Here is a 25,775-nt window from a genome sequence, read left to right as displayed (position 1 = left end):
CTCCCTTACTTGCCGGCCAGATCGATCTCGACTTCGGTGGACAAGCCCACGCGCAGCGGATGCTCTGCCAGTTCCTTGGGGTCGAGCGCGATGCGCACCGGCAGGCGCTGGACCACCTTGATCCAGTTGCCGGTCGCGTTCTGCGCCGGGATCAGCGACAGCGACGAACCGGTGCCGCCGGAAAAGCCCACGACCTTGCCATGATAGACCACGTCGCCGCCATAGATGTCGGCCACCACCGTGGCGGGCATGCCCACCTTCACATGGCGCAGCTGGCGCTCCTTGAAATTGGCGTCGACATAGACCTGCGAGAGCGGGACGATGCTCATGATCGGGCTGCCCTGCGCCACGCGCTGGCCGATCTGGACCGCGCGTTTGGTCACCACGCCGTCGACGGGCGCGCGGATGATCGTGCGTTCCAGGTCCAGCTTGGCATCTTCCAGCTTCGCCTTGGCGGCCATCACCGCGGGATCGGTTTCTTCGGTCGAACCGCGGATCAGCGCGTCATTGGCCGCCAGCTGGCCGGTGGCGGCATTGCGGGTCGCCTGCGCGGTCTCGACGCCGGCACGGGCCAGGTCCAGCGCCGCCTTGGCAGCGGCATAGGATTTGCGCGCCGCGGTGACTTCGTCACCCGAAACCGCGCCGCCCGCGACCAGCGCCTCGCGACGCTGCAGGTCGATGCGGGCCTTGTCGAAATCGGCCTGCGCGGTCGCCAGCTGGGCACGGGCCTGGACGATGTCGGCGCCACGCGCCTCGACCTGCGCCGACAGCGAACCGCTGGTCGCGCTGGTCTGGCGGAAGCGGCGACGGGCATCGGCCAGATCGGCCTCGGCCTGCTGCAGCGCGATCTGCGCATCGGTCGGGTCCAGCTTCACCAATATGTCGCCGCGCTTCACCGTCTGGGTGTCGGTGACGTTGACCTCGATCGCCTGCGCCGACAGCAAGGGCGTCACCTGGGCGACCTCCGCATTCACATAGGCATTGTCGGTGCTGACATGGTTGCGCCCGATAAGGAAATACCAGGCCGCCCACAGGACGCCGACCACCAGCACGGCGATCGCCAGACGGGTCAGCCAGGTCTTGCGGGCATTGCCGCGCTGCTCGGCCAGTTCGGGGGAAGTTTCGGTGGCGGCATCAGCCATTGGGTCGATCCTTGGACTGAGCGTCGCTCGCGGCAAAGCCGCCGCCGAGCGCGCGAATGAGGGCAATATCGAGAGAGAAGGCGCTCGCTTCCAGCTGCGCGACGGACTGACGCGCCGCGAGCAGCTGGTCTTCGACGTTCAGCACGTCAAGATAGGTGGAAAGCCCACCCTTGTAGCGCTGCTGGGCGACGCCATAGGCATCCTGCGACGCGGTCAGCGCCGCCTTGGCGTCGGTCAGCCGCTGATCCAGCGTTCGGCGGCTGGTCACGGCGTCGGCGACGTCCTGATAGGCGCCCAGCACCGTCTTGTCATAGCTGGCGACCGCCTCGTCATAGGTCGCGCGCGCGCCGCGATACTGGCCGCGCAACTGCCCGCCATGGAAGATCGGCAGGCTGATCGCCGGGCCGGCGCTGCCGAACAGCGAATCCTTCTTGAACAGATTGTCCGCAAAGGACGTCGAACCGCCCGAAGCACCGGTGCCGGTGAACAGCGTTTCATATCCCAGCGACTGGACGCCGATCAGGGCGCTCAGGCTCACCGCCGGGTAGAAGGATGCCCGCGCCACCTTGATCCGGCTGGCGGCGGCCTGCGTCCGGGCCAGCGCGGCGGCGACGTCGGGACGACGCGCCACCAGATTGGTGGTGACGTCCGCCGGCAGACCCAGCGGCGCCAACTGGCCGATCTGCGGCCGGGTCATCGCCAGGCCACGGTCCGGCCCGGCGCCGATCAGCGCGGCGATCTGATGCTGGCGCAGCTCGATCGCCACGCGGGCGGCGGCCAGTTGCGCCTTGGCCGAGGACACGGTGGCGTCGGCCTGGCGCACGCTACCGCGCGTTTCCAGGCCATTCTGCCGGCGGTCGGCGACCAGCTTCTGGCTGGCCGTGCGGATTTCCAGCGTACGCTCCTGGATTTCCGCCTCGTCATAGAGGCGGGCCAGGTCGGCATAGGCATCGGCGATCGCGGTGGTCAGCGCCAGGCGTGCCTGCTGCGCGTCGATCTCGGCCGCGCGGGCTTCCGACGTGGCTGCGGCCAGCGACGCCCGGTTCTTGCCCCACAGGTCGATATCCAGACCAAAGTCCAGCCCGACCTTGCCGGTGCCCAGCCAGCCCTGCGGCACGAAATCCTTGGGCATGCCCATATTATAGCTCTGCTTGGTCACGCCGGCATTGGCCGTGGCGTCGACCGTGGGCAGCAGCGCCGCGCCCGATTGCTGGGCCATCGCCGTCGCCTGGCGGAAACGCGCCAGCGCCACCGCCATGTCAGGCGAATTGCGCAGCCCCTCCTCGATCAGCGATGTCAGTTGCGGATCGCCATAGGCGCTCCACCAATTCTCGCTGGGCCAGGCAACCGTGTCGGCGCTCAGGCTGCGCCCGGCCTCCACGCTCTGCGGCGCGCGAATCTCGGGCTTGTCGCCCAGATCGGGTATTGAAGCACAGCCGGCCAGAAGCAGCGCTGTCACTGCAATACCGCCGGTGCGAATGGAAAAACTGATGCGACTCACGGACATATCCAAACCGTACCATCCAGTATGAAAATCGCCTTTGCCCCGCCGTACCACCCTTGTCAATATAAATAGCGTACTCTATGGTACGCTTATATGACATGCCCGGAAAAAGCTTCTGCCCCCAGCCGTCGGGAGGCCCGCCGCCTCGACCGGCGTCAGACGATATTGGAGGTGGCTGCCCGGCATTTTCTGGAAAATGGCTATGCCGCGACCAGCATGTCGGCCATCGCCGCCATATTGGGCGGGTCGAAGGGCACGTTGTGGAATCATTTCCCTTCCAAGGAGGAATTGTTTCGCGCGGTTCTCGAAAATGCGACCAGCACCTATCGCGCGCGACTTTCGGAAATATTGGATCCCGGCGGCGACCTCACCTCGACGCTGCACCGCACCGCGCTCAGCCTGCTCGAAAAGGTGACATCGCCCGAAGCGATCGCCCTGCACCGGCTGATCGCGTCGGAAGGCAGTCGCTTCCCGGAAATGAGCCGCATCTTCTATGAAATGGCGCCCAGCCATACCCGGATGCTGCTCGCCCGCTTCCTCGAAGGCGCGATGGATCGCGGCCAGTTGCGCCGCGACGATCCCGACAAGGCCGCTCGCGTGCTGATGCGCCTGACGACATCGGGTTGCCATGAATTGCTGCTGCTCGGCCAGATCGAACGGGTCACGCCGCAACAGATGGAAAGCGACGCCGCCTTCGCCGTCGACATCTTCCTGCGCGCCTATGGCGCCCAAGGCATGGCGCGTTAACCATTTCTTTGCCGCCAGCATCTAACCTGCCGATCGCAGGAGTTGCTATCCAATGCCGTTTTTCAAGCGCAAGCCCCTTCATCAGATCGTTGCTGAAAAGCCGGAAAGCGACGCCACCGCCTCGCGTCGGCTGCGCGTGCTGCTGATCGACGAGAATGCGACCGCCCGCGCCGTCATCGCCCGCCGCCTGTCACGGCTTAACTATGACGTGATGCTGGCCGAAAATGGTTTCATCGCCCTCAACCTGCTGGTGACGCGTCCGGTCGACCTGATCCTGATCGACATGGACCTTTTGATGCTGCCCGCCGTGACGACGATGAAGCGCATACGCGCCGCCGCACTCGCCCCCCATGCCTGCATCGTCATGCTGACCGGTCGCATGGATAGCCAGTCCGCCGTCGAAGTGCTGGAGGCTGGCGCCGACGACCATATCGTCAAGCCGTTCGATTTCGACCTGCTCGATGCACGGCTGCGCCATCTGTGCGCCCGCGCCGAACGGCTCGACATGCTCAGCCGCCACAATGCCGAACTCGATGCCCGCATCGCCCGCCGCGCGGTGGAACTGGGCGAAACCCGCGACGCCCTGCAGCAAATGCAGCTCGACCGCGCCCGCCTCGTCTCCTCGATCCAGGCCTTGCAGGATGAAGTCGCCCGCCTCAACGCGCGGCAGAACTGACCCACAGATTCAGGCCGACGCCCGGCCGTTCGGGCGGACCATCCGCCGCGATCCGCTCGGCATCCGCCCGCGCCCGGTCCAATATCGCCGACGCCACCGACCCGTCATGATAGACCCGGTCCGCCAGCGCCAGCATCCGCGCATCGCGCACGCTCAGGTCGTCGGGATCGGCCGACGTCAGCCGGACAAGATATAGCTCGCTATTGTCCGCCTCCGGATTTTCCGCCAGCCAGAAGTCGACATCCGGATCGAAACCCAGCGGATCGATCGCCCCGCCCGGCGCCAGCGCCTTGCCGATCGCCTGCCGCCGTGCGCCGGCATCGGGCCACAGGTCGCGCAACCGCCCCCGCGCCGCAAACAGCGCCCGCGCCAGATCGCCCAGCCCGCTCGGCAACAAGGCCTCGATCCGCTGCCGCAGCGCCGCCGCCAGCCCCGCCGACGCCCCACCCGTGCCGATCGCGATCAGCACCGGATCGCGATCGACGATCGCCGGCAGGGTGAAATCGCACAGGTCCGGCTTGTCGGTCGCATTGACCAGCACGCCGCGCGCGCGCAGTCGCGCCACGACCGCCGCGTCGCCATCCGACACGATCGCGACCCGCGCATCCGCATCATCCTCGCCGACGATGCGCGCGCCGGCGCGCTCCAGCAGCCGGCGCTTGGCATCGGCCGCCTCGCCTTCTCCGGTCAGGATGACCGCCCGCCCCTCCAGCCGCAGAAAGACGGGCAGGCTGTGCATCAGCCAGCAACCCAATCGGGAATATGATCACCCGCGATCAGCGCCTCGATCGGCGGGCGCGCGCGGACCACCGCCCATTTGTCGCCCGACACCAGCACTTCAGGGGTCAGCGACCGGCTGTTATAGGTGCCCGCCATGGTCGCGCCATAGGCGCCAGCCGTCATGAATGTCAGCAGGTCGCCGGCCGCCACTACGTCCATGTCGCGGCCCATGGCAAAGGTATCGCCGGTTTCGCACACCGGCCCGACCACGTTCGACGCGATCCGGTTGCCGTCGGGCGCCACCGCGCGGATATCGTGCCAAGCGTCATAGAGGCTCGGGCGCATCAGGTCGTTCATCGCCGCGTCGACGATCACGAACGGCGCCTGCGCGCCCTGCTTGACGCGGATCACCTTCGACAGCAGCACGCCGGCATTGCCCACGATCACCCGACCCGGCTCGAACATCAGCCGCGCATCCCAGCCCTGCGTCACCCGCGTCACCATCGCGCCATAATCCGCCGGGCTCGGCGGCAGCGGCTGCGACGGGTCGTAGGGTACGCCCAGGCCACCGCCCAGATCGGCGGTGCGGATGTCATGGCCCGCCGCGCGCAACTGCGCGATCAGCGCGCCGACCTTGACGAAGGCCGCCTCCAGCGGCGCCAGGTCGGTCAGCTGGCTGCCGATATGCACGGCGACGCCCTGGACATCGAGGCCCGGCAGGTCGCGCGCGGCAGCATAGCTTTCCAGCGCCCGGTCATAGGGGATGCCGAACTTGTTTTCCGACTTGCCGGTCGAAATCTTGGCATGAGTGCCGGCGTCGACATCGGGGTTGATGCGATAGGCGACCGGCGCCTTCCGGCCCATCGACTCCGCAACCTGCGACAGCATTTCCGCTTCCGGTTCGCTCTCCAGGTTGAACTGGAAAATGCCCAGCTCCAGCGCCAGCTTCATTTCTTCGGCGGTCTTGCCGACGCCCGAAAAGACGATGCGATCGGCCGGAATGCCCGCGGCCACGGCGCGCTGCAATTCGCCGCCCGATACCACGTCCGCGCCCAGCCCCAGCTTCGCCAGCGTCGCCAGCACGGCGGCATTGGGATTGGCCTTCACGGCAAAGGCGATCAGCGGATTGTCGAGCTGGGACAGCCCGTCGCGAAACACGCCGACATGACGTTCCAGCGTCGCGGTCGAGTAGACATAGACCGGGGTGCCGACCTGCTGCGCAATCTCCGCCATCGGCACCTGCTCCACATGCATGGTGCCGTCTACATAATCGAAATGATCCAAGGTCTGATCCTTGCGGGAATAGGGATTATTGTTGCGGCCGGCTTTCCGGCGGCAGATCGAATTCGTCATTACCGCGCTGGCGCGACTGGGTCAGCAACTCCACGTTGCGCTCCGGGCGCGCCTGGGTGCCGGCATCGGTCAGGTCGGCGGCGGTCGGCGCGGTCGCCGCCCCCACCGGCACGGCGGGCAATTTCTGGCCCGCCACGGGTTTGAGCGATTCACGGCCGCCGCAGGAGGCCAGCGCCAGCGCCATTACCCCGATCATCAGCCCGTTGCGGACATGCCGTGCCATCTGCCTCACTCCTGTGTCGCGCGCGCCGCGGCGATCCGCGCGCGCACCTGATCGGGCGCCGTGCCGCCATGGCTCTTGCGGCTGGCGACCGACGCATCGACCGTCAATACCGCATAGATGCGATCGTCGATACGCGCATCAATGGCCTTGAGCGTGTCGAGCGGCAGGTCGGCGAGCTGCACGCCGGCCTCTTCCGCGGCCGCCACCGCGCGCCCGGTGATATGATGCGCCTCGCGGAAGGGAATGTCGCCCTCGCGCACCAGCCAGTCGGCCAGGTCCGTCGCTGTGGCAAAGCCGCTTTCGGCCAGCCCCCGCATCCGGTCGGTGCGGAACGTCACCGTCTCGATCATGCCGGTCATCGCTGCGATCGACAGGCCCAGCAGGTCGTGCGCCTCGAACACCGGCGGCTTGTCGTCCTGCATGTCCTTGGAATAGGCGAGGGGCAGGCCCTTCATCGTCACGCACAGCGCATTCATGCAGCCCATGATGCGGCCGGCATGGCCGCGCACCAGTTCGGCCGCGTCGGGATTGCGCTTCTGCGGCATGATCGAGCTGCCGGTCGAATAGGCGTCGGGCAGCTTGACGAAGCCGAAGGGCTGGCTCGCCCAGATGATGAATTCCTCGGCCAGGCGCGACAGATGCAGCGATGCCTGGGTCGCGGCCATCAGATAGTCGAGCGCGAAGTCGCGGTCGGACACGCTGTCCAGGCTGTTGTCGGTCGGCTTGGCAAAGCCCAGCGCCGCCGCCGTGGCATGGCGGTCGATCGGGAAGCCGGTGCCGGCCAGCGCAGCGGCGCCCAGCGGACATTCGTCCAGGCGCACGCGCGCATCGGCAAAGCGGCTGCGGTCGCGGCGCACCATTTCATAATAGGCCATCAGATGATGGCCCAGAGTCACCGGCTGCGCCGACTGGAGATGGGTGAAGCCCGGCATCACCGCATCGACATGCTCCTCGGCGCGAGCGAGCAGCGCCTGCTGCAACCCGGCCAGGCCCGCCATCACTTCATCCATGGCATCGCGGACCCACAGGCGGAAATCGGTCGCAACCTGGTCGTTGCGGCTGCGCGCGGTGTGCAGGCGGCCGGCGGCCGGGCCGATCAGTTCGGCCAGCCGCGACTCCGTGACCATGTGGATATCTTCCAGGTCCAGATTGACCGGAACGCCATTGGCTTCATATTCCGCCGCGATCCGGTTCAGACCCTCGGTGATCGCCTGCGCATCCTCGCCATCGACGATGCCCTGCTTGGCCAGCATCGCGACATGCGCCTTGGAGCCGGCGATATCCTGTTTCCACAAGCGCTTGTCGAAGGGGATGGAGGCATTTATCTCACGCATGATCGATGCCGGGCCGGCCGCGAACCGGCCACCCCACATGCTGTTGGAGCCTGCTTCCATGATATCGTCCTTGCGCTCGGTAATGACACTGCTCCTGCTGGCTGGGCTGGCGGCATGCGATAGGCAATCCCCGCCCGCGGGGCAAGCCAATGCGAGCGCCAGCGGCGAGGTGACGGGCGACGAAGTGCAACCCGCTGCCGGCGGCAGCGCCAAGGGCGAATTCAACTACACGATCGACCGCAGCAAGGCGGGCACGCCCGCGCCGACCTTCGCGTTCGAAAATCCGCAGGGCGGCACAGCAACCCTGCAGGACTTTGCCGGCCGGCCGCTGCTGGTCAATCTCTGGGCGACCTGGTGCGCGCCCTGCGTGGCGGAGATGCCGACGCTCGACGCCTTCGCCGCGCAAAGTGACAGCGAAGGTGACAGGAGTCTGGCGGTATTGACGATCTCGCAGGACGTGCAGGGCCAGGCCGCGATCAGGCCCTTCTTCGCCAAGCACAAGCTGCCCCACCTCAAGGGCTGGACCGATCCCGAGAACAAGCTGGGCCTGGGCTATGCCACCGGCGTCCTGCCGACCACCGTCCTTTATGATGCCAAGGGCAAGGAGGTTGCGCGCGTGGTCGGAGCCATGGACTGGACCGGCGCGGAAGCCCGCAAGCTCATCGCCATGGCCAAGGGCGAATGAGGCACAAGTAAATCAACAACGAACAACGACCAAAAACCCGCCATACCAGTTGATTGCAAAATGCATCACGATGCATCCAACCTTGTCATTTGAAAAACATTGCGAATCTAAAATAACCTGGCGAATCCGGCATTAGATACAAAGCAGAAATATTTCATTTCACGTCATAATTTTTGCACTGCAATAGAGGTTATTTCGCCAAGCCTCGTTTTCCCCTGTGTCACGATAATGCATAACAGGGGGCATAGAATGACAAGATTATCCGCTCTTAAACTATCACTGATCGCCGCTTCGTCCTGGTCCGCTGCTGCAATTGCGCAGGAAGCACCGCAGCAACCGCAGGTCGACGACGGCGCCGCCATCATCGTTACCGGCACCCGCGCCATCGGCATGTCCGCCGCGGAATCCGCAGCGCCGATCCAGGTGCTGAGCGAAGACGCGATCAGCCGCGTCGGCCAGCCCAACATGAATCAGGTGCTGACCCAGATCGTGCCCAGCTTCACGGCGCAGACGCAGGGCACCGACATGTCCAGCTTCTCGCTGTCGGCCCGTCTGCGCGGCCTGTCGCCGAACCACACGCTGGTTCTGGTCAACGGCAAGCGCCGCCACGGCAACGGCATCCTTCAGGTGCTCGGCGCCTTCTCCGGCTCGGCCGCGCCCAGCATCGACCTCATTCCGCCAGACGCGATCAAGCAGGTCGAAGTGTTCCAGGAAGGCGCCGCCGCCGTCTATGGCACCGACGCGATCGCCGGCGTCATCAACTTCATCCTCAAGGACCAGACCGAAGGCGGCACCTTCAAGGTGACCGGCGGTCAATATTATAACAGCCAGGGCGAACTCTTCTCCGCCTCGGGCAATGTCGGCTTCAAACTGGGCGAGGACGGCTATTTCGACCTCACCCTGTTCCATCGCCGCCAGGACTATACCACGCTCGGCAAGGGCCAGGTCCAGGTCACCCAGCTCGACGGCACGCTCCAGCCCAACGCCCCGGCCCAATGGTCGAACCTGGCCGGCGACGCGCTGGCCAACATCAATGGCGGCCAGCCCAAGTCGGAACTGAACGTCGCCTTCTTCAACGCCGGCTATGATTTCGGCGGCGTCGAACTCTATGCCTTCGGTGATGTCTCCCGCCGCGAAGGCTGGGCCAAGCAGGGCTATCGCCATCCCAAGCGCATCTGTTACGAAACCGGCAACCTGGGCGGCAGCGTCACCTCTGCCGCCTATGATCCCAGCATCTGCTATGGCGACACCGGCACCTACGGCATGGTCCCGCTTCAGCATGTGATCGAGGATGAATATAGCTTCACCGTCGGCGCCAAGGGCGATTTCGGCAGTGACTGGACCTATGACGTCAGCGGCACCTATGGCTATCAGAAGAACGAGATCTGGACCGAGAAGTCGGCCCATCGCGAAGTCTGGCAGGAAAGCTATGCCGCAGCGCTCGCCGGCATCGGCACGCCCAACACGCCCGACAAGGCCTATGACGGCGGCTTCCGCCTGAGCCAGACCACGGTCAACGCCGACATACGCAAGGAATTCGACGTCGGCATGGCCGGTCCGCTGACCTTCGCCTTCGGCGGTGAATATCGCAAGGACATGTATGAAATCGTCCAGGGCGATTTCTACTCGACCTACAAGACCGGTGTTCAGTCCTTCCCGGGCTACAAGGCGACCGACGCGGGCCGCTACACCCGCAATTCCAAGGCCGGCTATGTCAACTTCATCGCCGAGCCGGTCGATGGCTGGAGCGTCGACCTTGCCGGCCGCTATGAAGATTATAGCGACTTTGGCGACACGCTGATCGGCAAGATCACCACCCGCTACGACTTCAGCGATGCCTTCGCGATCCGCGGCACGGCCAGCACCGGCTTCCGCGCACCGACGCTGGCCGAACAGAAATATTCGACCATCAACGTCGGCCCGACCAGCGCCGTCGCCCAGCTGCCTGCCGGCACCCCGGCCGCCCAGCTGCTCGGCTTCGGTCCGCTCGGCCCGGAAAAGTCGAAGAATTTCTCGGCCGGTTTCGTCGTGCGTCCGGTGCCCAAGCTGGCAGTCACGGTCGATGCCTATATGATCAAGATCAAGGATCGCATCACCGCTACAGCATCGCGTAACGCGGTTCAGGGTGGCGTTGTCCAGCCGGGCGCGGCTGCGATCTTCGATGCGCTGGCGGCGGCGGGCATCGTGCTTGATACCGCGCTCCAGACCGTCGGCGTGCAGAGCTTCACCAACGGCATCAACACCCGGACGATGGGTATCGACTTCTCGGCCTCCTATCCGGTGGCGCTGGACTTCGGTTCGCTCAACCTGTCGCTCAACGCCAACTATAACAAGACGAAGATCACCAACAACAAGGTCGGCTATCCGCTGTTCAACGCGGCATCGGAAAGCAATATCGAAGACTCGACGCCCGACTATAAGGTCGTATTCGGCGCCCTGTTCAAGAGCGGCCCGTTCAGCCTGAACCTGCGTGAAACCTATTATGGCAAGACCAGCATGCTGATCCGGCCGGGCTTCACCGCACGCGACAGTAGCGGTGCGATCATCGTCCCCGAAGGCGGCTTCCTGATCCAGGACGGCGCCGGCGGTGCAGACCAGCTCTACTTCAAGGGCGTGGTCAAGGCCGCTCCGATCACCGATCTGGAAGTGAGCTACGACTTCACCGACGCTGTCACCTTCTCGCTGGGTGCGAACAATCTGTTCAACCAGAAGCCGGAAGTGCCCAAGCTGCTCAAGGGCGTGACCGTACCGGTCAGCCAGTCGCCCTACATCAACGGCTCGGGTTCCTATGACAGCCCCTATGGCCATGGCCCCTATGGCACGGCCGGCGGCTATTATTACGCGCGCATCGACTTCAGGTTCTAAGCGCGTAAAAATGAAGGGCCGGTCCGCCAAGGACCGGCCCTTTTTTTTGTGATCTTCGGGGGAAGCAGCCAGCATGACCGACCGTCCGGACACTCTCAGCCGCCGCATGCTGATGCGCGGCGCCATGGGCGCGGCGGCAATAGCCGGTGCGGCGCCCGCCCTCACCCAGCGCGATCGCAAGGTGGCGATGAGCGATGATCCCAAAGCGATGGTCGCCACCCTCACCGACGGCATCTTCATCAACAGCAACGAAAATCCGCTCGGCCCCGCGCCCGCCGCGCTGCAGGCACTGTCCGGGCTCGATCCGCTCGCCGGCCGCTATGGCATGGCCTTCGCCTCGAAGCTGGAAAACCTGTTCGCGCGCCAGAACGGCCTGTCGCCCGACCAGGTTCAGGTCCATCCCGGCTCCTTCATGCCATTGCGCTCGGTCGCACTGACCTACTCGTCCAAGACCCGCCCGATCGCCTATTTCGAGCCGACCTTCGACCAGGGGTTCCTGGGCAAGGGCAACCAGCCGGTCACCCGCGCCGTCGCCCTGCCGCTGGACGGCGACTTCACCGCCGATGTCCGCAAGCTGCTCGCCGCCGCGCCGGACGCCGGCGTCTATTATCTCTGCAATCCCAACAACCCGACCGGCCTGCCGATCCCGCGCGCCGACATCGAATGGCTGCTCGCCAACAAGCCGGCCGGCTCCGTGCTGCTCGTCGACGAGGCCTATATCCATTATAGCGACGCGCAGAGCTGCCTCGACCTGGTGGCGAAGGGCGCGGACATCCTCGTCACCCGCACCTTCTCGAAAATCTACGGCCTTGCCGGCCTGCGCTGCGGCCTGATCGCCGGGCGCAAGGATCTGCTCGACGGCATGGCCGACTATGGCGTCAACATCACGCCGATGCCCGCCGTGGTCGCGGCCGAGGCCAGCCTGCTCGATCCCACGCTGCTGCCCCAGCGCAAGGCCTATAACAAGGCGGTGCGCGACGATCTCTTCGCCTGGCTCGACGCGCGCGGCCTCAAATATCTCCCTTCGCAGACCAGCTTCGCGATGATCCATGTCGGCCGCCCCGGCGCCGACATCACCGCCGCGCTGGCGAAGGAAAAGATCTTCATCGGCGGCCCGCGCAAGCATATGGACGACTGGGTCCGTGTCTCCTTCGGCACGCCGGCGGAGATGCAGGCGTTCAAGACTGCCCTCGCCCGGATCATGGCATGAGTCTCAGCCGGCGCCAGGCGCTGGGCGCAGCGCTTGCCGTGCCGCTGGCGGCACAGGCCGTCCGCGCCGTCGCCGCACCGGCATCGCCGCCCGACAAGGCCAGCTTCGCCGCCACCCCGGCCGCCTATCTCGACAGCGCCTCCACCCATCCGGTGAGCCTGGGCGCCAGGGCCGCCGCCGACGCCTATCTCGCCGGCCGCACGCTCGATCCCGTCGCGACCGCGCGCAAGCCGGTCGACCGCGCCGCGTTGATCGCGAAATTCGCCGCGCTGATGGGCGCCGATGCGGACGAGATCACCTGGGTCCAGTCCACCACCATGGGCGAGCAGGCGGTGCTGCGCGCACTCGGCTTTCCCCAGGATGGCGGCCGCATCGTCACCGACACGCTCCATTTCTACGCCGCCTTCCCCATGTATCAGGAAATGGCGAAACAGGGCGTCGACGTCGCCTGGGTGCAGGCGCGCGAGGGCCGCATCGCACCCGAGGACATGGCCCGCGCCATCACGCCGGGGACGAAGCTGGTCAGCGTCTCGGCCGTCTCCACCTATAATGGCTTCCAGCATGACCTGAAGGCGATCAGCGCGATGGCGCACAAGGTCGGCGCGCTCGTCTATGCCGACATCATCCATGCCGCCGGGGCGGTGCCAATCGACCTGCATGACAGCGGCGTCGATTTCGCCGCCTGCGCCACCTATAAATGGCTGATGGGCGATTTTGGCCTGGGCTTCCTCTATGTCCGGCGCGGCATCGCGGACCCGCTGCCCCGGACCGAATATGGCTATTATGGTTTTGCCGCGCCCGGTGCGCCGCCCGGCATCGGCCTCTCGCCGCCGCAGACCCATGTCTTCCCGCTCGATCCGCCCGGCGATGCGCCGACCAGCTATGTCGCCCGCCCCGGCGCACTCGGCCATTTCGGCACCGGCACCTATGCCCAGGCGATCAGCGCCATGCTCGATCATTCGATCAGCTACATCTCGACCCTCACCGTGCCGGCGATCCAGGCCCATGCCCAGCAATTGATCGGCCAGTTGCGCGACGAACTGCCGCGCAAGGGCTATCGCCTCATCACCCCGCCGGGCACGACCAGCCCGCTCTTGAGCTGCGTCCTGCCCAATGCGAAGGGCCTGCTCACCGACCCGCTGGCGCGAGCGCAGGTCCGCCTGTCCGTCCACGACAATTATTTCCGCATCTCGCCATCGGTGTTCAACGATGACAAGGATGTCGAACGGCTGATCGCCGCCCTGCCCCGCGTCTGATCCTTTTCGGAGCCCTATGATGAAAAAGCTGCTCGCCCCCGCCCTTCTGGCCAGCCTCATGATCGCCGCCCCCGCCGGCGCGCAGAAGCCGCTGCCGGCCAAGCTGCCCTTCTCGCCGGCGATCCGGGTCGGCGACATGCTCTACATGTCGGGCCAGATCGGCCAGGTGCCCGACGGCATGGACCCGCACAAGGAAGGGTTCGACGCGGCAGTGAAGAACGCGATGGATTCGATCGGCAAGATCTTGAAGGATAATGGCCTCGACTTCGGCCATGTCGTCAAATGCACGGTGATGCTGGACGACATGGCCGACTGGCCGCGCTTCAACAGCATCTATGTCAGCTATTTCGAAGGCAAGCGCCTGCCCACCCGCAGCGCCTTCGGCGCCGATGGCCTGGCGCTCGGCGCCCCGCTCGAAGTGGAATGCCTGGCGTCGTTCAAATAGGGCGAGGGGCGCTTTGCGCGCCTTTCGGCCACGCCTATGCAATCGCGGTGAAGAAATACATTGCCCTGCTGATCGCGACAATGATGGCGTCATGTGCCGCGCCCGTTCCAGCGCCCTCCGATCTCTGCGAAATGCCGAAACATCTCGCAAGCTGGAACGGGACCGATGTGCGTTGGTCCGGCATCATCATCGGCACTTTTGACCACGGCTTCATTCTGGTTACGGAAAAATGCCGACACCGCGGCATCCCGCTGGACTGGAGGTCCGACGAAGCGGGACATGCCCTGGAAGCGCCGATCAGACGCGAATGGACCGAAGCAGGCATCATCCGGGCCTCGCTATCCGGCAGGATTGCAGGACAGCGACTATTGGTCACCAAAGTGCATCATGTTGCGCTCTTTCCCATGGATGAAGGCGCCGAGCGGGAGCATATGCGCGCGCTGGGCTTTTAGCGCATCATGCGCAAAAGTGGGCGGGCCGGAGCCGCGTGCCTCCGGCTCGGGTTTGCGCTTAAAATGATGCGACAACAAAAACGTAGAGCGCCATGATATCAGCCCAACGACACCGCTTCCCGCGCGACCAGCACGGGCACGCCATGGCGCACCGGATAGGCGAGGCCCGCCGCGTCCGACACCAATGCCTGGCGCGCGCCGTCCCAGCGCAGCGGCGTGCGCGTCGCCGGGCAGACCAGCTTGGCCAGCAGCCAGGGATCGATCGGGGCCGTCTCTTCGCTCATAATCTCGCTCATTGCCCGTTCACTGCATCGTCGCGCCGCCGTCGCGCTCGGCGCGGCCGACGATCTGCATCAGCTGGATGATCCGGTCGGCCCGCTCGCTCAGCGTGTCCGCCTCCAGCAAGGTCTGCTTGGCCGCCGGGTCGAACGGCGCGATCTGGGCGATGCCGTTGACCAGCGCCATGTCGTCCAGCCGCGACACCGCCGTCCAGTCGACCGCATAGCCCAGCGCATCGGCGAAGCGCCGCGATTCCTGCTCCAGCGCCGCCCGCTCGACCAGATGCAGCACCTCGTCCTCCGGCGCCTGCTCGACCTCCGCCTCGATCTGGCGGAACAGGGTCGACACCTCCAGCTCGCGCACCAGCCGGAACCGGGCCAGCCCGGTCAGGATGATGTTGAACCGGCCATCGTCCAGCGCCTCGATATGGCTGATCCGGCCCAGGCAGCCGACATCGAACAGCGGCGGCTTCGGCCCCTCGCTGCGCGGCTGGATCATGCCGATGCGCCGGTCGCGCGCGGACGCATCCTGCACCAGCGCGCGATAACGCGGCTCGAAGATATGCAGCGGCAGCTCCATGCCCGGCAGCAGCAGCGCGCCGGACAAGGGAAAGATCGAGATGCGCGCGCGGTTCACCGGCTCACCGATCCTCAGGAGAAGAGGATCTGCGACAGCTTGCGGCGCTGCGCCGCCACCCACGGATCTTCCAGCCCGACCGCCTCGAACAGGGTCAGAAGCTGGGTGCGCGCGGCGCCGTCATTCCAGGCCCGGTCGCGGCGCACGATCTCCAGCAGCTGCTCGGCCGCGCCGTCGCGGTCGCCATTGCCCATCAGCCCGGTCGCCAGCTCGAAGCGTGCTTCATGATCGTCGGCATCGGCCGCCAGCCGCGCCTCGACCCCAGACAGGTCGGCCACGGGCTTCGCATTGCGGGCCAGCGCCAGCGCCGCCTTGGCGCGCTCGATCGCCTGGTCCTTCTGCATCTCGGCGGGCAGTTCGGCGAGCAGCGCATCGGCCTCGTCCAGCTGGCCCAGCGCCACCAGCGCGCGCAGCAGGCCGCTCAGCACCTCGGCATTGTCGGGCGCAATGTCGGCAATCTGCTGGAACACCGACAGGGCGCGCTCCGCCTCGCCGCCGGCCAGCATCTCCTCGCCCATGGCGATCAGCGGCGCGATCTCTTCCGCCTGCGCCTTCTCGTCCGATTCGATCGGCAGCTGGCTCAGCAGCTGGTCCAGATATTGCTTCAACTGCCCTTCGGTGCGCGCCTGGCTCAGGTCCGCGACCGGCTGGCCCTGGAACACGGCATAGACGGTCGGGATCGACTGGACGCGGAACTGGCTGGCGATGAAGCCATTTTCATCGACATTCACCTTCACCAGCTTGACGCCCTTGCTGGCATAGTCGGCGCACACCTTCTCGATCACCGGCGCCAGCTGCTTGCACGGGCCGCACCATTCGGCCCAGAAGTCGACGATCACCAGGCTCGTGCGCGAAGGCTCCACCACATCCTGGCGAAACGCCTCCACGGCCGCCTTGTCGGCCTCGCTCAGTCCCAGGGTCGCCACGCTTCATTCTCCTGCAATGCGGTTAGTCGCCGCCGTCATACAGCGCCTTATGTGGGGCGTCACCCCCACCCCTGCCAGAGTTGGCGGACAAGTCGGGGCGCGCGCGCCGCCTTACAGGAAATATTTGAGCCGGATCGCCTGCCGCACCGGCGCGCCGCTCACCACGAACTCGGCCGACCGGAAGCTGGGCGCGCCGAAGCGCAGCACCGGATTGCGCGAAAAGCCCACCCCCTCGCGCGGAATGCCGGCAAAGGTGTCCAGCTTGCCATTGCCATTTTCGTCATGGATGATCGCGATCGCATAGTCGCCCGGCGCCAGATTGCCGAGCGGGATGGCATTGCCCGTCGTCGCCACGATCAGGTGGCGCTTGTCCGGATCCTTGCTGCAATCGGGGAAATAATCGGCCGATCGCGCCACGCAGATCAGGATGCGCCCCTTGGCCGATCGCAGCCCCTCGGCCGTCATGCTGATCGGCTGGGCCAGGTCCACCGGCGCCGCCCCCGCCAGCCCGATCAACGCCACCGCTGCAAACACCACCCGACCGATCACGCCTGCTTCTCCCTGAATTCACCCAGCCCCCGGTCGGTGCCGCACAGCCGGTCCCAGACACGAAAATAGAGGCCATAATTGCACCGATATTGCTCATGATGCCGCTGATGATGGCTGGCGGTGATCAGCCAGCGGCCGATCGGCCCGCGCACCATCCAGCGCGGAAACATCTCCCACCCCATATGGTTGGACACGCCCATGATCGTCATGATCGACAGCACCACGCCCAGCGCGCCGACATGGATCGGGATCAGGAAGACCAGCGCCGGGATCACCACCGCCCCGGTCAGCGCCTCCCACGGATGAAAGCTCATCGCCGCCCAGGCGGTCGGTGGCCGGCTCGCATGATGGACGGCATGGGCGATGCGGAACAGCCGGGGCGCGTGCATCCACCGGTGCGTCCAGTAGAACCATGTGTCATGCGCGGCGAGATAGAGCAGCACCGACACCGGCAGATACCAGAGCGGATAGCCGCCGACATCCTCATAGATGCGCGTCCAGCCCCGCGCCTGCCAGCCCCAGGCGACGATACCGGCGGGGATGCCATAGATGGCCGCGGACGCCAGCGACCAGCCAATCTCCCGCGATATCTGCCGCCCCTGCCCGCGATAGAGGCCCGGCTGCCGCACCCGCGTCGCCAGCGCAAAGCCGCCACTGGCAATCAGATAGCGCACCCCGACGATCAGCGTCATCGCCAGCGCGGACAAGAGGATCGCAGCGACCATGGCGGGGCTATAGCGGTGATTGCGGGGGAGCGGAAGCGGAGGGGTGGGGAGGGGGTGGATGCTGGTTGGCGCCAAAGCTGATCGTTTGGTGATGCGATTACCTGTCCCAACAGCGGACATTCTCGTGCAAGCCGCCTGGCTAGGAATGACTGAGCTTGGCACAAAGTCGCAGCCTCCGAACACAATCGCGGGTGCCGGCTTCCCGGCGATCCGCCTCGCGATCTTCAAATCATTGCGCCACCGCTTCTTGCCGACCATCCCATCCCTGTTAGTGTGTACAGAAACGCCGATATCGAAAGCGGCAACGCAAGATTATCTCTGAGGGCCATCCAATGCTTCTGAATGAAATTGAGCAGGCACAGCGTTTAGTGAAGACCGACGCCTATCAAATGTCTATCGGCGAAATTGTTACGATGTATGAAGATGAAGAAATAACAATAGATCCAGAATTTCAGCGACTATTCCGATGGGAGATTGGTCAGAAATCGAAATTAATTGAATCTCTACTGCTAGGAATTCCGATTCCATCCATTTTTGTCTTTGAAAAAGAGGATGGCACCTGGGAGCTGATCGACGGCCTACAAAGAATTTCAACCATTTTGGAATTTATGGGGCGTTTGCGCGAAGGTGGCGGGCTACGCCCGCCGTCGATCCTTGAGGCCACAAAGTACCTGCCCTCATTGCATAATGCGGTTTGGCAAAAATCAGACCGGATCGAGGATGTTCCGGAAGTCGATCAGTCTAGCATCGACAAAAGCCTGCAACTTGCAATTCGCCGAAGCAGGATCGCAGTTGAAATATTGAAACGTCCAAGCGATGATCAAACGAAGTACGATCTGTTTCAACGTCTAAACGCAGGCGGAACCCAAGCGAATGCTCAAGAACTTCGCAATTGCGTTGTTCTTATGGTAAATGGCGTATACTATCGCGCCATTAAGATGGCAGCTGAACAAGCTTCATTTCAAGCAGTTATTTCATTGAGCGATGATCAACAAGAAAAACAACGACATATGGAACTTGCGATGCGGTTCCTCGCTCATACACTTGTACCTTACGATGGCCGATTAGACGTCGAAGAGTATATCGATGAGAGTGCCGTTACCCTTGCGAGAGAGGGCGATGCTGCTCAAGCGGTGAATTTAATTAATAGCACCTTTGGCCTGTTGCACGAGATAGCGGCAGGCAATGCACTTCGGCGTTTTGAAAACGGCCAACACACCGGTAGAGTTGGCTTAGTTGGTCTCGAAGCAATCGCTGTTGGCGTCGCTAAGAATCTTGCAGCCATTCAGGCGCTCGGAGATCAGGCCGCCAAAGATTTTGTGAAACAAAAGATCGAGACCTTCTGGGAACAGCCTAATGTGGCATCTTTCACATCACCGGGACTACGCGGTACTGTTCGCATTCAACGAACGGTTCCGTTTGGTGAAGCGTGGTTCATGCCGTGAGCAAACCATATTCGGAAGCCGATTTTTCGGCCCAGATCACTGAAGATCGTAATTGGCGGATGAAGGAGATTTCCGATCTCAAGGCAGCAATACGCCAAGGGGACAGCGGGGTACGGCGAGTGCTATTAAGAGCACTTGTCACCATCTGCTATGCCCATTGGGAAGGATATGTTCGCTTCACTGCAAAAAAATATCTCGAACATATCGCGTTGCGGAAATTCCCATATAGCCAGCTCGGCCCTCAATTTTTCAAAAATTATTTCCTTCCCAAACTTGCGTACACCAACGGTGGAAAGCTGAGCATTGCCGAACGATGCACCTTAGTCGAAGAGATACTTACCTCTTCCGACCGACGGTTCAACCGTGTCAACGAAGACCTAGGCGGCGTTGACAAAAGGGATTCCCAATCGGTGCGTGTTCTGATTCAAGGCTGCTCTTTGGGGAGCGGTCATGGATCGAGGGGATTTGTCGGACGCGGAGTGGGAGTTGATCGGGCCGCTACTCCCGTCCGAGCGTGGGAGGCATGCCCGACCGGCCGGCGATAACCGGCGCTTTCTCAATGGCATGCTGCATGTGCTGCGGGTCGGTTGCCCGTGGCGCGACATGCACGAGCGCTATGGCAAGTGGAACTCGGTCTATGTCCGGTTCCGGCGCTGGGCGGAGCAAGGCGTCTGGGACGCCATGCTGCAAACGTTGGTCGATCTGGGCCTCACCGACGACTGGCAGCACATGATCGACAGCACCACGGTTCGCGGCCACGTCTCGGCAGCGGGCGGAAAAGGGGGGCTTGTGCGCAGGCTTTTGGTCGATCACGCGGCGGCTTTACGAGCAAGATCCACGCCCGCTGTGACAATCAGGGCCTCCCTGTCGGCTTCATCCTTACCGGCGGCGAGGCATCGGACTATACGGCGGCCGACGATCTGATGAACCTGCCGCTGCCCAAGCCCAGGGCGCTGCTCGCCGACAAAGGCTATGATGGCGACAGGTTCCGGGAGAACCTGCTCATGCGAGGCATCCTGCCCGTCATCCCGCCGCGCTCCAACCGCAAGGTGCCGGCCCATCCCGACTACCGGCGCTACAAGGATCGCAATCGTGTCGAGCGCATGTTCGCCAAACTCAAGCAGCAGCGCCGCATCGCCACCCGCTACGACAAGACCGTCCTGTCGTTCGAGAGCTTCATCAACCTCGCTGCCGCGCGACTATGGCTGAAAGCTTTTGTCAACACCGCCTAATCAACACAAAGGCAAACCTAAATTTCGAAGTTTTTTCAGATATTTGTGTCATCTGCTGTGTGGATACAAAGCCATTTTCCGACGCATCGACCTTCATTGATGTAGTGCTGCTCAAACGTCGAAATTCCATTGCACATGGAGAGGAGACACTTATCGCCATGGAAGATCTCAATGAGGTAGCGAATGGAACCGTCGAATTGATGCGATCTTTCGCAGACGCCCTCGAAAATCACGTTGTCTTGCAGACCTACAAAGCCGCCTAGTCGCCGCCTCCAATCCTGCCGTTAAAACCGCAAACCTGCCGGACGCTTGCCTACCGACCATCGGCCCGCCCTTTCCTACTCGCGCAATCTCTGATCTATCCTCAGCGATGGACCAGCCGCGATCCCGCCCCAGCGCGCGCACCGATACGCCGCCACCCCCGCAACCCAACAGGCGCGTCACCGTGACCCTGGTGTCGCTTCGCCATGACCCGGATGTGATCCAACAGGCGCGTCGGCGGTGCGTTTCAGGCGCGAAAAGGCCACAAAACGCCGATATCATCGCGTCACGACACTGTGAACTTCGCGCCATGACCCTGGAGCGACCCAGGAGTGACCCTGAAACCGCCCTCTGCCGGGCACACCAATCAGGTGCGGGGGCGGGCCTGGCGGTAGCTGCCCAGCACGCGCACCCATTTGGTGTGGAATTCCAGCTCGGCGAGCGCGCGGTCGACCGCCGGGTCGCCCGGCATCCCTTCGATATCGCAGTAGAATTCGGTCGCGGCAAAGCTGGCGCCGCGCTGGTAGCTTTCCAGCTTGGTCATGTTGACGCCATTGGTCGCAAAGCCGCCCATCGCCTTGTAGAGCGCGGCCGGGATATTCTTCACCTCGAACAGGAAGGTGGTCATGACCGGGCCGACGCCCGCCGCCGGCGCCTTGGGCTCGCGCGCCAGCACCAGGAAGCGGGTCATATTGTCGTCACTATCCTCGATATTCTCGGCGATCAGGCGCAGGCCATAGATTTCGGCGGCCAGATAGGGGGCGATCGCCCCCTCGCCCGGCGCCCGCGTCTCCGCCACCAGCGCAGCGGCGCCGGCGGTGTCGGCATAGGCGACCGGCTGGATGCCGCGCTCGCGCAGATAATGGCGGCACTGGCCCAGCGCCTGCGGATGGCTGATCGCGCTCTTCACCGGCACCGTGTCGGGCGCCATCAGGCAGTGGCGGATGCGCAGGAAATATTCGTCGACGATGTGCAGCCCGGATTCGGGCAGCAGGAAATGCATGTCGGCGACGCGGCCGTGCAGGCTGTTCTCGATCGGAATGATCGCCCGGGCGGCAAGACCGTTCCGCACCGCGTCGATCGCATCCTCGAACGCAAAGCTGGGCAGCGGCACGCAATCGGGGGCGTAGCCAAGCGCGGCCAGGTGCGAATTGGCACCGGGCGCGCCCTGATAGGCGACGGCGCGCGCCGGATCGGCAGCGGCCTTTTGCGACATGTCGGCGACCAGCGCGCGAGCGGGGGCGGGGTAATTTTCCATGCGTGCCTGCGCGCTTAGGCAGTTGGGGCAGCGCGCGCAAGCATCGGCGGGGCGGCGGGGCGTGAAAAGCGCCACGGCGGGTTGCGCCATCGCGGAAGCCCCATTATGGCAAGGCCCTAAGTGGGGGAGCGCAAGACAGCCTCCATAACAAAGATGCGAGGGAATTCTGCGGATGGGCGATCGTTTCAACACCGTTGCAGGGTGGGCGTTGTTTGCAGGCATCATCGCGCTGGGTGGCGCGATCGTCAGTTCCAAATATTTCCACGACGAACGGCCCGAAAAGATGGGCTACGCCATCGAAGGCATCGAAGTTGAAGGCGAAGGCGGCGGCGACAGCGGCCCCGGCCTCAACACGCTGCTCGCCAGCGCGGATGTCGCGGCGGGCGAAAAGGTGTTCGCCAAGTGCGCCGCCTGTCACACCGTCAACCAGGGCGGCGCCAACGGCATCGGCCCCAATCTCTACGCCACCGTCGGCGAGGCGATCGGCCAGGGCAAGGGCGGTTTCGCCTTCTCCGAAGCGCTCAAGAGCAAGGGCGGCGAATGGAGCTTCGAGAATCTCGACCATTGGCTGAAAAGCCCGCGTGAATTTGCCCCCGGCACCAAGATGACCTTTGCCGGCCTCTCCAACCCGGCCGATCGCGCCAACCTGATCGCCTGGCTCAACACGCAGGGGTCCAACCTCCCCCTGCCCGCCGCCGCCGACAATGCGGCGCCGGCCGAAGACGGCGACAATGCCGCCAACGCGACCGAGGCCCCGGCCGAGAACGCGGCGCAGTAAATTTCTGGAAGGGCGCAGCCGGTGGCTTGAGCTATCGGCCGCGAACCGCCGTCACGCCGCGCTGGGCATCCAGTGCCACGACCAGATCGGCCCGCGCCGGCATCTCGTCCAAGATATGCCGGGTCAGCCGCTCATAATGCTGGATGAAGCGGGCGACCTGCGCATCGTTCATCACCCCACTGCCGCCGCCGGCCGCGCGCAATTCGGCCTCCTGCTGCGTCCGCCAGCCCTGGACCACGTCGAAGCCCGGCGCCGCCAGCAGCGCCAGCGCGTCGATCCGCCCGAACAGCGTCTGATAGTCCCCCGCCAGCGCCGCATTGACGAAACGCCGCCAGCGCCCGTCGCCATCCTCGTCCCGCTCCAGCGCATTGACCGGAGCGTCCAGTGCGCCTGCCTCCTGCGCCCGCGCGCCCACGCACCAGCCCTCCAGGATCAACAACCGCAGCCCCGCCCCTGCCTCCGGCCACGCGTTTTCAGGCAAGCGATCGTCCACCGCCTTGTCGAACCGCGGCAAGCGCACTGCCCGCCCCGCCGCCAGCGCATCCAGCACCCGCAAGCCCATCGCGACATCATGCGTCCCCGGCACGCCCCGCGTCCGCAGCAGCGGATGCACGCTCCCGGCAAGCGCCTGCCGCTCGGCCTTCGTCAGATACAGATCATCGATCGACAGGATCGCGCTCGCCACGCCCCGCGCGCCCATGCGCGCCAGCAGCGCCTGCGCCAATGTGCTCTTGCCGCTGCCCTGCGCCCCACACAGGCCCAGCACGGCCAGGCCGCCCTTTTCTTCCAGCAGGCACAGCGCCAGGCGATCGACCGCATCGAGCGCCGACGCCGCCATGGTCAGAGCTGCGCGACCAGCAGCTTGTCGATCTTGCGCCCGTCCATGTCGACAATCTCGAAACGCCAGCCCTGATCCTCGGCATAGTCGCCGACTTCGGGCAGGCGCTTGAGCAGCCACAGCACATGGCCCGCGACCGTCGCATAATCGCGGTCCTCGGACAGGTTGATGTCGATCTTCTCGGCCAGCTGGTCGATCGGCATCTGCCCCGACACCAGCAGGCTGCCATCCTCGCGCTCGACCAGATCGGGCTCGTCATAGACGTCGCGGTCGGACGCGAAATGGCCGGCGATCGCCGACAGCAGGTCGGCCGGGGTCACGATCCCCTCGAAATGCCCATATTCGTCATGCACCATCACCATCGGCACATCGGACTTGCGCAGCACCTCCAGCGCATCCATCGCGTCGACCTGGTCGGGCACGACCTCCGCCTTGCGCAGCAGCGCCTCGATATTCAGCGCCTCGCCCCGGAACAGCGCGGTCATGATGTCGCGCGCCTGAACGATGCCGATAATGTCCTCCACCGATCCGCGCCCCACCGGCAGGCGGGTATGCGGCGTTTCCAGCAGCCGCAGGCGTACTGTGTCCTCGTCGGCGTTGATGTCGATCCAGTCGACATCCATGCGCTGGGTCATCACCTCGCGCACCGGCCGGTCGGCCAGCCGCACCACGCCGGAGATGATCGCCCGCTCGCTTTCCTCAATGATGCCCGACCGGCTCGCCTCGGCGACGATCAGGTGCAGTTCCTCGACCGTGACATGATGTTCGGATTCGCGGTCCAGCCCCAGCAGCTTGAAGATCAGGCTGCTCGACTTGTCGAGCACCCACACCACCGGCGCGGTCAGTTTGGCCAGATACAACATCGGCGTCGCCACCAGCACGGCGATCGGCTCGGGCTGGCGCAGCGCGAACTGCTTGGGCACCAGTTCGCCGATGATCAGCGAGGCATAGGTGGTGAGGCCGATGACCAGCGCAAAGCCCAGATTTTCCGCCATATTGGGCGACAGGCCCAGCGCCGCGAGCCGCTCGCCGGTCGGCCCGCCAAGGCTGGCGCCGGAATAGGCGCCCGAAATGATGCCGATCAGGGTGATGCCGATCTGCACCGTCGACAGGAACTTGCCGGGGTCCGCCGCCAGCTGCAACGCCGACTTGGCGCCGCGCTTGCCGGCCTTCTCCATCGCCTGCAGCCGTGGCTTGCGCGCGGACACGATGGCCAGCTCCGACATCGCGAAGACGCCGTTCAGCGCGACCAGCGCGAGGATGATGATGAGGTCTACCCAAGGGAAGGGCGTCGGAGCGGGAGGGGGGATCGTGGCCATGGTGGTCCCCTCCCCTATAACCTTTATTCTTTCGTTTTCACAACCATCCCATCATCATCCGTTCAGTTCACTTGTGGAACAATCCATCGTCTGGGTAATTAGGGACGCATCCATCCACGCGGATGCCAAGGACAAGGGAATAGAAGAATGAGGATTTCGCACCGGATCATGATGGCCGCCGGCCTTGCCGCGATGCTGACCACCACGGCCTGCACCACCGACCCGGAAACCGGGCAGAAGCGCATGTCGAAGGCGGCGATCGGCGGCATCGGCGGCGCGCTCGGCGGCTATCTGCTGGGCGATCTGGTCGGCGGCCGGCATGACCGCACCGAAAAGATCCTGGGCGCCGGCATCGGCGCGATCGCGGGCGCCGGCATCGGCTCCTATATGGACGAACAGGAACGCAAGCTGCGCCAGCAGACCGCCGGCAGCGGCGTCGACGTGATCCGCCAGGGCGACGACCTGCTGCTACGCATGCCCTCGGGCATCACCTTCGCCTTCAACGACGCCAGCGTCCAGCCGCAGTTCCGCCCCACGCTGGACGAGGTCTCGTCTATCCTGTCGCAATATCCCAAGACCTATATCGACGTATATGGTCACACCGACAGCGACGGGTCGGACGCCTATAACCAGACGCTGTCGGAACGCCGCGCCCAGTCGGTCGCCGGTTACCTGACCAGCCATGGCGTCCAGTCGGCGCGCATCGCCACCCGCGGCTTTGGCGAAACCCAGCCGATCGCGTCGAACGCGACCGAGGAAGGCAAGGCCGCCAACCGCCGCGTCGAAATCAAGATCTCGCCCGTCACCGAATCCGACGTGCGTAGCTGATCGAGCGCCGGGCCGCCTGGGGTGGCCCGGCCCCCTGACAGCCAGACATCAGATTGGAAACTATCCAATTCCAATCAGGCGGTTGCAGG

28 protein-coding genes and 1 pseudogene are annotated in these 25,775 nt (G+C 64.6%); 15 read left to right on the top strand and 14 right to left on the bottom strand.

All coding sequences use genetic code 11. From position 1 onward, the window contains the following. Nucleotides 1–5 precede the first annotated feature (5 nt). A complete protein-coding gene (locus N6H05_RS11485; protein ID WP_284113957.1) occupies nt 6–1,142 on the bottom strand; it encodes an EmrA/EmrK family multidrug efflux transporter periplasmic adaptor subunit in 1,137 nt (378 codons plus the stop codon). Then, a complete protein-coding gene (locus tag N6H05_RS11480) occupies nt 1,135–2,649 on the bottom strand; it encodes an efflux transporter outer membrane subunit (protein WP_017501881.1) in 1,515 nt (504 codons plus the stop codon). The genes N6H05_RS11485 and N6H05_RS11480 overlap by 8 nt, the downstream gene beginning before the upstream one ends. 90 nt (nt 2,650–2,739) lie before the next feature. Here N6H05_RS11480 and N6H05_RS11475 point away from each other — a divergent pair, with 90 nt between their 5' ends. Continuing rightward, the gene (locus tag N6H05_RS11475; protein WP_284113956.1) at nt 2,740–3,393 is read left to right on the top strand and encodes a TetR/AcrR family transcriptional regulator; all 654 of its coding nucleotides are present in this window, start codon (nt 2,740–2,742) and stop codon (nt 3,391–3,393) included. A gap of 52 nt (nt 3,394–3,445) precedes the next feature. Then, on the top strand, nt 3,446–4,069 hold the full coding sequence (locus N6H05_RS11470; protein WP_284113955.1) for a response regulator transcription factor: 624 nt from the start codon (nt 3,446–3,448) through the stop codon (nt 4,067–4,069). Here N6H05_RS11470 and N6H05_RS11465 read toward each other — a convergent pair. From N6H05_RS11465 to argH, 4 genes are read right to left on the bottom strand one after another with little or no spacing between them, the layout of a single operon-like run. Then, complete coding sequence (locus N6H05_RS11465; RefSeq protein WP_284113954.1) at nt 4,050–4,808, bottom strand: precorrin-2 dehydrogenase/sirohydrochlorin ferrochelatase family protein; 759 nt, start codon at nt 4,806–4,808, stop codon at nt 4,050–4,052. The genes N6H05_RS11470 and N6H05_RS11465 overlap by 20 nt on opposite strands. Continuing rightward, complete coding sequence (lysA, locus tag N6H05_RS11460; RefSeq protein ID WP_284113953.1) at nt 4,808–6,073, bottom strand: diaminopimelate decarboxylase; 1,266 nt, start codon at nt 6,071–6,073, stop codon at nt 4,808–4,810. Before lysA ends, N6H05_RS11465 begins: the two co-directional genes overlap by 1 nt. A 25-nt stretch (nt 6,074–6,098) precedes the next feature. Further along, nucleotides 6,099–6,365, bottom strand: coding sequence for a hypothetical protein (locus tag N6H05_RS11455; RefSeq protein WP_284113952.1), 267 nt, complete (start codon nt 6,363–6,365; stop codon nt 6,099–6,101). Nucleotides 6,366–6,370: 5 nt separating this feature from the next. Next, nucleotides 6,371–7,738, bottom strand: coding sequence for an argininosuccinate lyase (argH, locus tag N6H05_RS11450; RefSeq protein WP_037517474.1), 1,368 nt, complete (start codon nt 7,736–7,738; stop codon nt 6,371–6,373). Nucleotides 7,739–7,781: 43 nt separating this feature from the next. On the opposite strand from argH, the gene N6H05_RS11445 reads away from it, so the two are divergent. The 6 genes from N6H05_RS11445 to N6H05_RS11420 all read left to right on the top strand — a co-directional run bounded on the left by N6H05_RS11445 (nt 7,782) and on the right by N6H05_RS11420 (nt 14,612). Then, the gene (locus N6H05_RS11445; protein ID WP_284113951.1) at nt 7,782–8,384 is read left to right on the top strand and encodes a TlpA family protein disulfide reductase; all 603 of its coding nucleotides are present in this window, start codon (nt 7,782–7,784) and stop codon (nt 8,382–8,384) included. A gap of 249 nt (nt 8,385–8,633) precedes the next feature. After that, on the top strand, nt 8,634–11,249 hold the full coding sequence (locus N6H05_RS11440) for a TonB-dependent receptor plug domain-containing protein (RefSeq protein ID WP_284113949.1): 2,616 nt from the start codon (nt 8,634–8,636) through the stop codon (nt 11,247–11,249). Nucleotides 11,250–11,322: 73 nt separating this feature from the next. Next, the gene (locus N6H05_RS11435; RefSeq protein WP_284113948.1) at nt 11,323–12,459 is read left to right on the top strand and encodes an aminotransferase class I/II-fold pyridoxal phosphate-dependent enzyme; all 1,137 of its coding nucleotides are present in this window, start codon (nt 11,323–11,325) and stop codon (nt 12,457–12,459) included. Further along, a complete protein-coding gene (locus tag N6H05_RS11430) occupies nt 12,456–13,715 on the top strand; it encodes an aminotransferase class V-fold PLP-dependent enzyme (protein ID WP_284113947.1) in 1,260 nt (419 codons plus the stop codon). Before N6H05_RS11435 ends, N6H05_RS11430 begins: the two co-directional genes overlap by 4 nt. Before the next feature lie 19 nt (nt 13,716–13,734). After that, entirely contained in the window at nt 13,735–14,160 is a 426-nt protein-coding gene (locus tag N6H05_RS11425; RefSeq protein WP_284114213.1) for a RidA family protein, read from the top strand. A 47-nt stretch (nt 14,161–14,207) separates the two neighbouring features. Beyond that, complete coding sequence (locus N6H05_RS11420) at nt 14,208–14,612, top strand: hypothetical protein (protein ID WP_284113946.1); 405 nt, start codon at nt 14,208–14,210, stop codon at nt 14,610–14,612. Between the two features lie 98 nt (nt 14,613–14,710). Here the strand turns inward: N6H05_RS11420 and N6H05_RS11415 are convergent, their stop codons facing one another. The 5 genes from N6H05_RS11415 to N6H05_RS11395 all read right to left on the bottom strand — a co-directional run bounded on the left by N6H05_RS11415 (nt 14,711) and on the right by N6H05_RS11395 (nt 17,727). Then, nucleotides 14,711–14,896: a Trm112 family protein gene (locus N6H05_RS11415; protein WP_284113945.1), complete on the bottom strand. Its 186-nt coding sequence runs from the start codon at nt 14,894–14,896 to the stop codon at nt 14,711–14,713. A 19-nt stretch (nt 14,897–14,915) separates the two neighbouring features. Beyond that, nucleotides 14,916–15,527 (bottom strand): LON peptidase substrate-binding domain-containing protein, encoded by a 612-nt coding sequence (locus tag N6H05_RS11410; protein WP_284113944.1) that lies wholly within the window; start codon nt 15,525–15,527, stop codon nt 14,916–14,918. Nucleotides 15,528–15,541: 14 nt separating this feature from the next. Beyond that, a complete protein-coding gene (locus N6H05_RS11405; protein ID WP_284113943.1) occupies nt 15,542–16,453 on the bottom strand; it encodes a tetratricopeptide repeat protein in 912 nt (303 codons plus the stop codon). 111 nt (nt 16,454–16,564) lie between these two features. Next, nucleotides 16,565–17,002: a DUF2141 domain-containing protein gene (locus N6H05_RS11400; protein ID WP_284113942.1), complete on the bottom strand. Its 438-nt coding sequence runs from the start codon at nt 17,000–17,002 to the stop codon at nt 16,565–16,567. After that, nucleotides 16,999–17,727 (bottom strand): sterol desaturase family protein, encoded by a 729-nt coding sequence (locus N6H05_RS11395; protein WP_284113941.1) that lies wholly within the window; start codon nt 17,725–17,727, stop codon nt 16,999–17,001. The genes N6H05_RS11400 and N6H05_RS11395 overlap by 4 nt, the downstream gene beginning before the upstream one ends. A gap of 58 nt (nt 17,728–17,785) precedes the next feature. On the opposite strand from N6H05_RS11395, the gene N6H05_RS11390 reads away from it, so the two are divergent. The 5 genes and pseudogenes from N6H05_RS11390 (at nt 17,786) to N6H05_RS11370 (ending at nt 20,667) form a co-directional block, all read left to right on the top strand. Then, nucleotides 17,786–18,049, top strand: coding sequence for a hypothetical protein (locus N6H05_RS11390; RefSeq protein WP_284113940.1), 264 nt, complete (start codon nt 17,786–17,788; stop codon nt 18,047–18,049). Nucleotides 18,050–18,059: 10 nt separating this feature from the next. Continuing rightward, nucleotides 18,060–19,172, top strand: a complete 1,113-nt coding sequence (locus N6H05_RS11385; RefSeq protein WP_284113939.1) for a DUF262 domain-containing protein — start codon at nt 18,060–18,062, stop codon at nt 19,170–19,172. Nucleotides 19,173–19,231: 59 nt separating this feature from the next. Continuing rightward, nucleotides 19,232–19,717: an MAE_28990/MAE_18760 family HEPN-like nuclease gene (locus tag N6H05_RS28275; RefSeq protein ID WP_502958973.1), complete on the top strand. Its 486-nt coding sequence runs from the start codon at nt 19,232–19,234 to the stop codon at nt 19,715–19,717. Continuing rightward, nucleotides 19,623–20,404: pseudogene (locus tag N6H05_RS11375) on the top strand (IS5 family transposase). The gene N6H05_RS28275 and the pseudogene N6H05_RS11375 overlap by 95 nt, the downstream one beginning before the upstream one ends. Further along, a complete protein-coding gene (locus N6H05_RS11370) occupies nt 20,374–20,667 on the top strand; it encodes an MAE_28990/MAE_18760 family HEPN-like nuclease (protein WP_284113938.1) in 294 nt (97 codons plus the stop codon). Before N6H05_RS11375 ends, N6H05_RS11370 begins: the two are co-directional and overlap by 31 nt. Nucleotides 20,668–21,032: 365 nt before the next feature. On the opposite strand, the gene N6H05_RS11365 is transcribed toward N6H05_RS11370, so the two are convergent. After that, entirely contained in the window at nt 21,033–21,923 is an 891-nt protein-coding gene (locus tag N6H05_RS11365; protein WP_004211109.1) for a prephenate dehydratase, read from the bottom strand. A 172-nt stretch (nt 21,924–22,095) separates the two neighbouring features. Here N6H05_RS11365 and N6H05_RS11360 point away from each other — a divergent pair, with 172 nt between their 5' ends. After that, nucleotides 22,096–22,701: a c-type cytochrome gene (locus tag N6H05_RS11360; RefSeq protein ID WP_284113937.1), complete on the top strand. Its 606-nt coding sequence runs from the start codon at nt 22,096–22,098 to the stop codon at nt 22,699–22,701. 31 nt (nt 22,702–22,732) lie between these two features. On the opposite strand, the gene N6H05_RS11355 is transcribed toward N6H05_RS11360, so the two are convergent. After that, on the bottom strand, nt 22,733–23,539 hold the full coding sequence (locus N6H05_RS11355) for a kinase (protein ID WP_284113936.1): 807 nt from the start codon (nt 23,537–23,539) through the stop codon (nt 22,733–22,735). 2 nt (nt 23,540–23,541) lie between these two features. Continuing rightward, nucleotides 23,542–24,858, bottom strand: a complete 1,317-nt coding sequence (locus tag N6H05_RS11350; RefSeq protein ID WP_284113935.1) for a hemolysin family protein — start codon at nt 24,856–24,858, stop codon at nt 23,542–23,544. Nucleotides 24,859–25,005: 147 nt separating this feature from the next. Here N6H05_RS11350 and N6H05_RS11345 point away from each other — a divergent pair, with 147 nt between their 5' ends. Next, the gene (locus tag N6H05_RS11345; RefSeq protein WP_029547626.1) at nt 25,006–25,686 is read left to right on the top strand and encodes a YiaD family glycine zipper/OmpA-like lipoprotein; all 681 of its coding nucleotides are present in this window, start codon (nt 25,006–25,008) and stop codon (nt 25,684–25,686) included. Nucleotides 25,687–25,775: the final 89 nt, after the last annotated feature.

It is taken from the genome of Sphingobium sp. WTD-1 (genome assembly GCF_030128825.1).
Lineage (GTDB): Bacteria > Pseudomonadota > Alphaproteobacteria > Sphingomonadales > Sphingomonadaceae > Sphingobium.
The sequence above is the reverse complement of the archived record's forward strand: the minus strand, read 5'-3'. Positions and strand labels throughout refer to the sequence as shown.

Coding starts and splice junctions, on each gene's coding strand:
- N6H05_RS11360 (WP_284113937.1), top strand. CDS start 22,096: ATGGGCGATCGTTTCAACACCGTTGCAGGGTGGGCGTTGTTTGCAGGC.
- N6H05_RS11425 (WP_284114213.1), top strand. CDS start 13,735: ATGAAAAAGCTGCTCGCCCCCGCCCTTCTGGCCAGCCTCATGATCGCC.
- N6H05_RS11385 (WP_284113939.1), top strand. CDS start 18,060: ATGCTTCTGAATGAAATTGAGCAGGCACAGCGTTTAGTGAAGACCGAC.
- N6H05_RS11440 (WP_284113949.1), top strand. CDS start 8,634: ATGACAAGATTATCCGCTCTTAAACTATCACTGATCGCCGCTTCGTCC.
- N6H05_RS11370 (WP_284113938.1), top strand. CDS start 20,374: ATGGCTGAAAGCTTTTGTCAACACCGCCTAATCAACACAAAGGCAAAC.
- N6H05_RS11395 (WP_284113941.1), bottom strand. CDS start 17,727: ATGGTCGCTGCGATCCTCTTGTCCGCGCTGGCGATGACGCTGATCGTC.
- N6H05_RS11470 (WP_284113955.1), top strand. CDS start 3,446: ATGCCGTTTTTCAAGCGCAAGCCCCTTCATCAGATCGTTGCTGAAAAG.
- N6H05_RS11475 (WP_284113956.1), top strand. CDS start 2,740: ATGACATGCCCGGAAAAAGCTTCTGCCCCCAGCCGTCGGGAGGCCCGC.
- N6H05_RS28275 (WP_502958973.1), top strand. CDS start 19,232: ATGAAGGAGATTTCCGATCTCAAGGCAGCAATACGCCAAGGGGACAGC.
- N6H05_RS11435 (WP_284113948.1), top strand. CDS start 11,323: ATGACCGACCGTCCGGACACTCTCAGCCGCCGCATGCTGATGCGCGGC.
- N6H05_RS11485 (WP_284113957.1), bottom strand. CDS start 1,142: ATGGCTGATGCCGCCACCGAAACTTCCCCCGAACTGGCCGAGCAGCGC.
- N6H05_RS11350 (WP_284113935.1), bottom strand. CDS start 24,858: ATGGCCACGATCCCCCCTCCCGCTCCGACGCCCTTCCCTTGGGTAGAC.
- N6H05_RS11415 (WP_284113945.1), bottom strand. CDS start 14,896: ATGAGCGAAGAGACGGCCCCGATCGATCCCTGGCTGCTGGCCAAGCTG.
- N6H05_RS11345 (WP_029547626.1), top strand. CDS start 25,006: ATGAGGATTTCGCACCGGATCATGATGGCCGCCGGCCTTGCCGCGATG.
- N6H05_RS11430 (WP_284113947.1), top strand. CDS start 12,456: ATGAGTCTCAGCCGGCGCCAGGCGCTGGGCGCAGCGCTTGCCGTGCCG.
- N6H05_RS11365 (WP_004211109.1), bottom strand. CDS start 21,923: ATGGAAAATTACCCCGCCCCCGCTCGCGCGCTGGTCGCCGACATGTCG.
- N6H05_RS11465 (WP_284113954.1), bottom strand. CDS start 4,808: ATGCACAGCCTGCCCGTCTTTCTGCGGCTGGAGGGGCGGGCGGTCATC.
- argH (WP_037517474.1), bottom strand. CDS start 7,738: ATGTGGGGTGGCCGGTTCGCGGCCGGCCCGGCATCGATCATGCGTGAG.
- N6H05_RS11355 (WP_284113936.1), bottom strand. CDS start 23,539: ATGGCGGCGTCGGCGCTCGATGCGGTCGATCGCCTGGCGCTGTGCCTG.
- N6H05_RS11390 (WP_284113940.1), top strand. CDS start 17,786: ATGCTGGTTGGCGCCAAAGCTGATCGTTTGGTGATGCGATTACCTGTC.
- N6H05_RS11455 (WP_284113952.1), bottom strand. CDS start 6,365: ATGGCACGGCATGTCCGCAACGGGCTGATGATCGGGGTAATGGCGCTG.
- N6H05_RS11480 (WP_017501881.1), bottom strand. CDS start 2,649: ATGTCCGTGAGTCGCATCAGTTTTTCCATTCGCACCGGCGGTATTGCA.
- N6H05_RS11445 (WP_284113951.1), top strand. CDS start 7,782: ATGACACTGCTCCTGCTGGCTGGGCTGGCGGCATGCGATAGGCAATCC.